Below are 7,760 nucleotides of genomic sequence, written 5' to 3'. Positions count from 1 at the left end.
TAATTCTGCCCATGAAAAACGTATCTGCCATGCCGCACGCGACAGGCAAACGGGCTGAGTTTTGCGCTGCGAAAACCATCAGTCATCGTTTGGCGGCACTGCTGCGGAGACAGATGGCCTTTGATCGCGTTAAACCACGTGCCGTCAGGCTGCGCTAAGCTTTTATTGAATAAAGGCCGTCTGAAAGCGTTTCAGACGGCCTTTGGTTTGTCAAATGAATTTTTTAATTGAATGGCTTAAATCAATTCCAAATCCGGACCGGCATTCTGCGCGCGACGGCTGCGCAATTGAATGTCCAAGCGCAAATCGTGGGCGGAGTCGGCATTTTTAATGGCCTCCTGAAAGCTGATGTCGCCGCGCTCATACAGTTCATACAACGCCTGGTCAAATGTCTGCATGCCTTGCGCGGTTGATTTTTTCATCAATTCTTTAATGCTGTGAATTTCGCCTTTGTGAATCAATTCGGCAATCAGTGGTGAATTCAACAACACTTCTACTGCCGCTACACGGCCTTTGCCGCTTTCGCGCGGTACCAAACGCTGCGAGATAAATGCTTGCAGATTCAGCGACAAATCGGTTAAAAGCTGCGTGCGCCGCTCTTCAGGGAAGAAGTTGATGATGCGGTCAAGTGCCTGGTTGGTACTGTTGGCGTGCAGAGTGGCCATGCACAAGTGGCCGGTTTCGGCAAAAGCAATCGCGTAATCCATGGTTTCTCGGTCGCGGATTTCCCCAATCAAAATCACATCCGGCGCTTGGCGCAGAGTGTTTTTCAGTGCAGCCATCCAGTTTTCGGTATCCACGCCGACCTCGCGCTGGTTGATGATGCAGTTTTTGTGTTCGTGCACGAATTCGATCGGGTCTTCGATGGTGATGATATGGTCGAACGAATTTTCGTTGCGGTAATCAATCAGCGAAGCCAGCGAGGTAGATTTGCCGGAGCCGGTGCTACCGACAAAAATCACCAAGCCGCGTTTTTTCATCGCAATATCTTTCAATACCGGCGGCAGATTCAGGGTATCGAATTTGGGAATGTTGCTGGTAATCGCGCGGAACACCATTGCTGTTGCGCCTCGTTGAATCATGGCGTTGACGCGGAAACGGCTGGTATCGGGCAGGCTGATGGCGAAGTTGCATTCGTTGGTGCTGGAAAATTCTTCGATTTGCTTGGTATTCATAATCGAAAAAGCCAGCTCCATGCATTGTTCGGCTGTCAGCGGTGTGTCGTTGAGACGGGTGATTTTGCCGTCCACTTTCATGGCTGGCGGGAAATTGGTGGTAATGAATAAATCCGAACCTTTGCATTTATTCATGTGGCGCAGCCAGGAAAAAAGTTCGTCTTTTGCGCTTTGAGGAGGATGATTATTATGTATCATGTTAATAAATATCGTAATTTATTTTACTTTGGTTGGTAATTATAACAAGGATAATGCTGCTGCGCTTGCAATCAGGATAAACGGTGGGGAAATTTTAAAAATCTGTGGAATTTTGCTGACAATAATACATAAGGGTAAGTTTTATCAGAAATTCGGATTTGTTGTGTAATACCAAACCTAAGAAATAAACGCCGGCATTATCTCGCCGTGCACTCCGTGGAGATGAACCAAGCTGCTAAAGCGGCAAACTAATCTGACCCGTACTGCTTGGTACTATCTCTGTAATCTGTTGCCTTGATATTTTAATTTTGGGCTGGGTGTAAATTTACAGAGATTAGGGGATAAGTCCTTTTATTGATTTAGGTATAATGCACCGCACAATGTAAAGAAAGGTCGGATATGTCAGTTAAAACTATTGCCGTTATCGGCGCGATGGAGCAGGAAATCGAATTGCTGCGCGAAAGCCTGACGGATATGAAACCGTTGGTTTTCGGTAAGTTTAAGGCTTATGAGGGCGGAATGTCCGGTAAGCGCGTGGTGCTGGTTTTGAGCGGTATCGGCAAGGTCAATGCGGCGATTGCAATCTCGTGGGTAATTCATCAGTTTGCTCCTGATGTGGTCATTAATACCGGCAGCGCCGGTGGTTTGGGGCACGGTTTGAAAGTCGGTGATGTGGTCATCGGCAGCGAAGTGACGCACCATGATGTCGATGTGACGGCCTTCGGTTATGCAGTCGGACAGGTGCCGCAATTACCTGAGATGTTTGACAGCGATAAAGATTTAATGGCAGTAGTAACGGCGGCGGCGCAGGTGTTTGAAGGTGCGGCGGTATCGAAAGGTTTGATTGTGAGTGGTGACCAGTTTGTTCACAGCAGCGAGCATGTGGCAGCTATCCGCAGTCGTTTTGCAACAGTGCAGGCGGTGGAGATGGAAGCTGCGGCGATTGCGCAGGCGTGTTACCAGTTGGAAACGCCGTTTGTGGTCATCCGTGCCATATCTGATTCCGCTGATGAAAAAGCAGACATTAGCTTTGAAGAATTTTTGAAAACGGCGGCAGCCAGCTCGGCGAAGATGGTGATACAGATTGTGGCCGCGCTATAAATAACAGATTCCCTGCGGAGATTATGCTTACTGTATATGCTTTTTGTAGTTTATTTCGTTATTCCTGTCTGCGTAGAAATGACAAATCTTTTAAGTTTCGAAGGTGGTCTGATCGTAAAAGCTAAAAATCACAACACCAAGCCGGTCATGGCCAGATTTTAACCGTTTGATTGATAAGCGAACGGAGGTGGTGCAGGTAATAGGTTATAATCCCCAGCCATTTTTTCGAAACAACTTTTTCGAAATAACCGAACTTAAACCTGGGAGGGAGAGCTTTGAAATATCGTCGCGAAATTGATGGGTTGCGTGCATTTGCCGTATTGCCTGTAATCTTGTTTCACGCGGGGATTTCTGCTTTTAAGGGCGGGTATGTCGGTGTGGATGTCTTTTTTGTTATCAGCGGTTATCTGATTACTACCATTATCTTGAGTGATTTGGATGCCGGTAAATTTTCTATTGTCGAATTTTATGAACGCCGTTTCCGCCGTATTTTACCGGCATTGCTTTTTGTTTTAATATGTATTTACCCGCTGGCGTATTTATGGTTGATGCCGTCTGAAATGAAAGCGTTTTCACAGAGTTTGGCCGCAATATCCCTGTTTTCGGGAAATGTTTTATTTTGGCTGACCAGCGGCTATTTTGATACTGCAACCGAATTAAAACCGCTGTTGCATACCTGGAGTTTGGGTGTAGAGGAGCAGTATTATGTGCTTTTCCCTTTATTACTGTTGGGGCTGTATAAAGCCGGATGTAAACAATGGATTGTACTGCTGATGGTATTGTTGGGCGGAATCAGTTTTCTGGCTTCGGAGTGGGCGCTGTCGCGCTACCAGATAGCGGTGTTTTATCTGTTGCCGTTTCGGGCGTGGGAATTGATGGCGGGCAGTTTGGCAGCGGTGTATCTGCGCCGTTACTCTTTGCAGCAGAAAAAATTTGCCGTCAACCAATGGGGCAGTTTGCTAGGGTTGCTGCTGGTGATATTGCCGGTTTTTCTGTATGACAAATATATGCCGTTTCCCGGTGCCAGCGTGCTGCCGGTAATTCTCGGCTCAGTATTGGTTATTGTCTTGGCTACGCCGGATACTTGGGCGGGCAAAATTCTGAGTACCAAGGTCATGGTGCAGATAGGTTTGATCAGTTACAGCACTTATTTATGGCATAACCCTTTGTTTGCATTGGCACGGGTGAGGTCTGAATTTGAAGTGCACCCTTATCCGCTGATGGTGGCTCTAGCAACGTTGTCGCTGGTATTGGCTTATTTTACCTGGCGTTATGTGGAAGCGCCGTTTCGCAATAAAACGCTATTTTCCCGCAAACGGATTTTCCAAATCAGTGGTATGGGCAGTATGGTGCTGTTTACAGTTGGTTTGGCGGGGCATTTTTATTTTCAAAAGCTGGAACATAAAATCGATTACGGCTGGAATGAGCATGCTCGCCGCCACAGCTGCCTGATTCAAGATGACCATCAAGACAAACATGCACCTAATTGCTATGAGAAGGGAGATTATCAAGTCTTATTGTGGGGCGACAGTCATGCTGCTTCGCTGTATCAGGGGTTGGCGGGTTATGCCCGAAATCACGATATTGCCCTAACCCAGCTCACTCAGTCGTCATGCCCGCCGCTGGTCGGGTTTGAAGGTCCGGTGCGCGGTAATTGCGCTGCCATCAATCAGCGGATTTTAGACGAGATTGCCGCCAATCATTACGATGCAGTCATTTTACACAGTATATGGTTCAGCGAGAAAAAACCGGTTGCCTATGCGGAAACGGCAAATTATCTGGCGGCTACCCTGAAACAGATTGAAGCAGTATCGCCCAAATCTCGATTGGTGGTTATCGGCAATACACCGCGTTGGCATATTTCTGCCGAACGGGCCTATAACAAATCTTTGGCGGATAGAGGCGGCGAGAAAGGTGTAATGGATGCGGCGGCGGTATTGTTGCCGGATTTGGGCAGACGGTTGCAGCAGGCTGCGGAAGAAGCAGGGGCGGTATTTATTGACCCAGCCCGTTATCTTTGTGAAACCGGCCATCGGGAATACCGATTATGCCTGCTCAGTGCCGACGGTTCGCGTGAACATATGCTGTACACCGATGCCGACCATCTGTCGAAAACCGGTGCAGATATTTTGGTCAATTGGATGGCGGCAGATTTGGAAGCTGCATTGGTAAAGAAAAATATGCAAAAATAAGCATTTTCCGCTAAAATGCGTAATTAATTATTTTCATTGCAAAAGGCCGTCTGAAACCCTAGCAGATTTTTCAGACGGCCTTTTGAGCTACCGAACTTTCCATCAAAATAACCACATGAAAAATATCCGAAATTTCTCCATTATTGCCCATATCGACCATGGTAAATCAACGCTGGCCGACCGTTTCATTCAGCATTGCGGTGGTTTGGAATTGCGTGAAATGAGCACGCAGGTGCTGGATTCTATGGATATTGAAAAAGAGCGCGGCATTACCATTAAGGCGCAAACCGCAGCCTTGAGCTACAAAGCGCGCGACGGTCAAACCTATCAGCTCAACTTGATTGATACGCCGGGACACGTTGACTTTTCTTATGAGGTATCGCGTTCACTTTCCGCCTGTGAAGGCGCGCTGTTAGTGGTGGACGCTTCGCAAGGGGTGGAAGCGCAAACCGTGGCCAACTGCTATACCGCCATTGATTTGGGGGTGGAAGTGGTGCCGGTGTTGAACAAAATCGACCTGCCTGCCGCCGACCCTGAACGCGTGGCGCAGGAAATCGAAGACATTATCGGTATCGATGCGGTCGGCGCGGTAACGTGTTCGGCCAAGAGCGGCCTGGGGGTGGAAGAGGTGCTGGAAGAAATCGTCAAAAAAGTACCGCCACCCGTCGGTGATGAAACCGCACCGTTGCAGGCGATGATTATCGACTCATGGTTTGACAACTATGTCGGCGTGGTGATGCTGATCCGCATTAAGAACGGCACTTTGAAGCTGAAAGACAAAGTGCGTTTTATGTCCACCCGTGCTGAAACACAAGTCGAACAACTGGGCGTGTTTACACCGAAATCGGTTACCAAACAGGAATTGAAGGCCGGTGAAGTCGGTTTTTTGATTACCGGCATCAAGGAATTGGGTTCGGCTAAAGTCGGTGATACCATCACCTTGATGGGTCATCCTGCCGCCGAGCCGTTGCCGGGCTTTCAGGAAGTACAGTCTCAGGTATTTGCCGGTCTGTACCCGGTAGAAAGCCATGATTATGAAGCCTTGCGCGATGCCTTGGAAAAGCTGCAACTGAACGATGCTTCGTTGAAATTCGAGCCGGAAGTATCGCAGGCTTTGGGCTTTGGTTTCCGTTGCGGCTTTCTCGGCCTTTTACATCTGGAAATCGTGCAAGAGCGTTTGGAACGTGAATTCGACATGGATTTGATTACTACCGCGCCGACGGTGGTGTATGAAGTGGTGATGAAAAACGGCGAAAAAATTGAGGTGGAAAACCCATCCAAGCTGCCTGATATCGGCCAGATTGAAACCATTCTCGAGCCAATTATCACCGCCACCATTCTCGTGCCGCAGGAATATGTCGGCAATGTGATGACGCTGTGTAATCAAAAGCGCGGTGTGCAGGTAAATATGCAATATCTCGGCCGCCAAGTGATGCTGACCTACGATTTGCCGATGAACGAGGTGGTGATGGATTTCTTCGACAAACTCAAGTCCACTTCGCGCGGCTATGCCTCGCTGGATTATCAGTTTAAAGAATTCCAAGCGTCTGATTTGATTAAATTGGATATCATGGTCAACGGCGAAAAAGTCGATGCCTTGAGCCTGATTGTGCACCGTCAGAGTGCGGTACACCGCGGCCGCGAATTAGCCGCCAAAATGCGCGAACTCATTCCTCGTCAAATGTTTGACATTGCTGTTCAGGCCGCCATCGGCAGCCAGATTATCGCCCGTGAAAACGTCAAAGCCCTGCGTAAAAACGTATTGGCCAAATGTTATGGCGGTGACATCACACGTAAGAAAAAACTGTTGGAAAAACAAAAAGCTGGTAAACGCCGCATGAAACAGGTGGGCAATGTGGAAATTCCGCAAAGCGCGTTCTTGGCGATTTTGCAAGTGAGTGACAAATAATGGGTACAAATTTATTGTTTGCAGCCATCGCCGCTTTTGTATTCGGCGTGGTACTGTATTTGAAAAGCAGCAAAGTGCGCGAAGAAAACGGCGAATGGAGCGGCGGCCTGCAATGGGGCTATCTCTTGATGATGGTCGGCGTGTTTGGCGTATTGTCGTTTTTTATGAGTTTTACCGCCGTATTACTGGTGTTTGTCGTATTTACCGGTATTGTGTGGTTCATCCACAAAGGCCGTCTGAAGAAAAAAGATTTCGCGCATCAAGACGAAGGCCACTTCACCGATTACATGAGCGGCTTTTTTCCGATTATTCTGATTGTGTTTGTATTGCGCACCTTTATTGCCGAACCTTTCCAGATTCCGTCAAGTTCCATGCGTCCGGGTTTGGTCGTCGGCGACTTTATTTTGGTGAACAAGTTTTCATACGGCATCCGTACACCAATTGTCAATAATGTGTTGGTTCCTACCGGTAAGGTTGGGCATGGCGATGTGGTGGTGTTCGCTTATCCGGAAAACCCGAGTATCAACTACATCAAACGCGCCATCGGGTTGCCAGGTGATGTGGTTGAGTACAAAGACAAAATCTTGAGTATCAACGGCCAAACCATTGTAGAACAATCCGAAGGCATGCAGACCTACGCCGAAAATACCCGCCAATACGGCATGGTGGACATTGAAGCCGAAGCTTTCCGAGAAAATATCGGCAGCCACAGCTTTCAAGTTCTGAAAATGGCCGGGCAGCCGAGCTTTCTACCGCAAGCCGTACGCGCCGATTTTGCCTACCGGGAAAACTGCGAATACACGCAAGACGGTTCAGCCTTCAAATGCACCGTGCCCGAAGGTCATTATTTCATGATGGGTGACAACCGCGACAACAGCGAAGATTCCCGCTATTGGGGTTTCGTTAACGATAAACTGATTGTTGGCAAAGCATTTTTTGTATGGATGAACTTCGGTGACATGAGCCGTATCGGTACATCGATTAAATAAAAACCAATAATAAAAAGCCGTCTGAATGATTTCCAGACGGCTTTTTATTCCTGATGAATTGTTTTCAATTTTGGCAGGTAAAAACATCCGCGTGACCAACATCGAGCCGGGCTTGTGCGGCGATACTGAGTTTTCCAATGTGCGCTTTAAAGGCGATAACGAACGCGTATCCGATTTGTATAAAAACGTGCAGTTT

The 7,760-nt window shown here is 47.9% G+C and carries 5 protein-coding genes and 1 pseudogene; 5 read left to right on the top strand and 1 reads right to left on the bottom strand.

The features are described from left to right. Positions 1-236: 236 nt before the first annotated feature. Complete coding sequence (locus C7N83_RS12195) at positions 237-1,373, bottom strand: PilT/PilU family type 4a pilus ATPase (RefSeq protein WP_106742963.1); 1,137 nt, start codon at positions 1,371-1,373, stop codon at positions 237-239. A gap of 399 nt (positions 1,374-1,772) precedes the next feature. Between C7N83_RS12195 and C7N83_RS12190 the strand changes: the two genes are divergently transcribed. The 5 genes and pseudogenes from C7N83_RS12190 to C7N83_RS12170 form a co-directional block, all read left to right on the top strand. After that, positions 1,773-2,474, top strand: a complete 702-nt coding sequence (locus C7N83_RS12190) for a 5'-methylthioadenosine/adenosylhomocysteine nucleosidase (RefSeq protein ID WP_106742961.1) — start codon at positions 1,773-1,775, stop codon at positions 2,472-2,474. 275 nt (positions 2,475-2,749) lie between these two features. After that, complete coding sequence (locus tag C7N83_RS12185) at positions 2,750-4,666, top strand: acyltransferase family protein (protein ID WP_106742959.1); 1,917 nt, start codon at positions 2,750-2,752, stop codon at positions 4,664-4,666. Positions 4,667-4,781: 115 nt separating this feature from the next. Next, positions 4,782-6,575 (top strand): translation elongation factor 4, encoded by a 1,794-nt coding sequence (gene lepA, locus C7N83_RS12180; RefSeq protein ID WP_106742958.1) that lies wholly within the window; start codon positions 4,782-4,784, stop codon positions 6,573-6,575. Further along, entirely contained in the window at positions 6,575-7,564 is a 990-nt protein-coding gene (gene lepB / locus C7N83_RS12175) for a signal peptidase I (RefSeq protein ID WP_106742956.1), read from the top strand. Before lepA ends, lepB begins: the two co-directional genes overlap by 1 nt. Positions 7,565-7,634: 70 nt before the next feature. Continuing rightward, positions 7,635-7,760, top strand: a pseudogene (locus tag C7N83_RS12170) (NADP-dependent 3-hydroxy acid dehydrogenase); the annotation flags it as partial.

It is taken from the genome of Neisseria iguanae, assembly GCF_003013245.1.
GTDB classification, from domain to species: domain Bacteria; phylum Pseudomonadota; class Gammaproteobacteria; order Burkholderiales; family Neisseriaceae; genus Neisseria; species Neisseria iguanae.
This window is presented reverse-complemented; position numbering and strand designations above follow the sequence as displayed.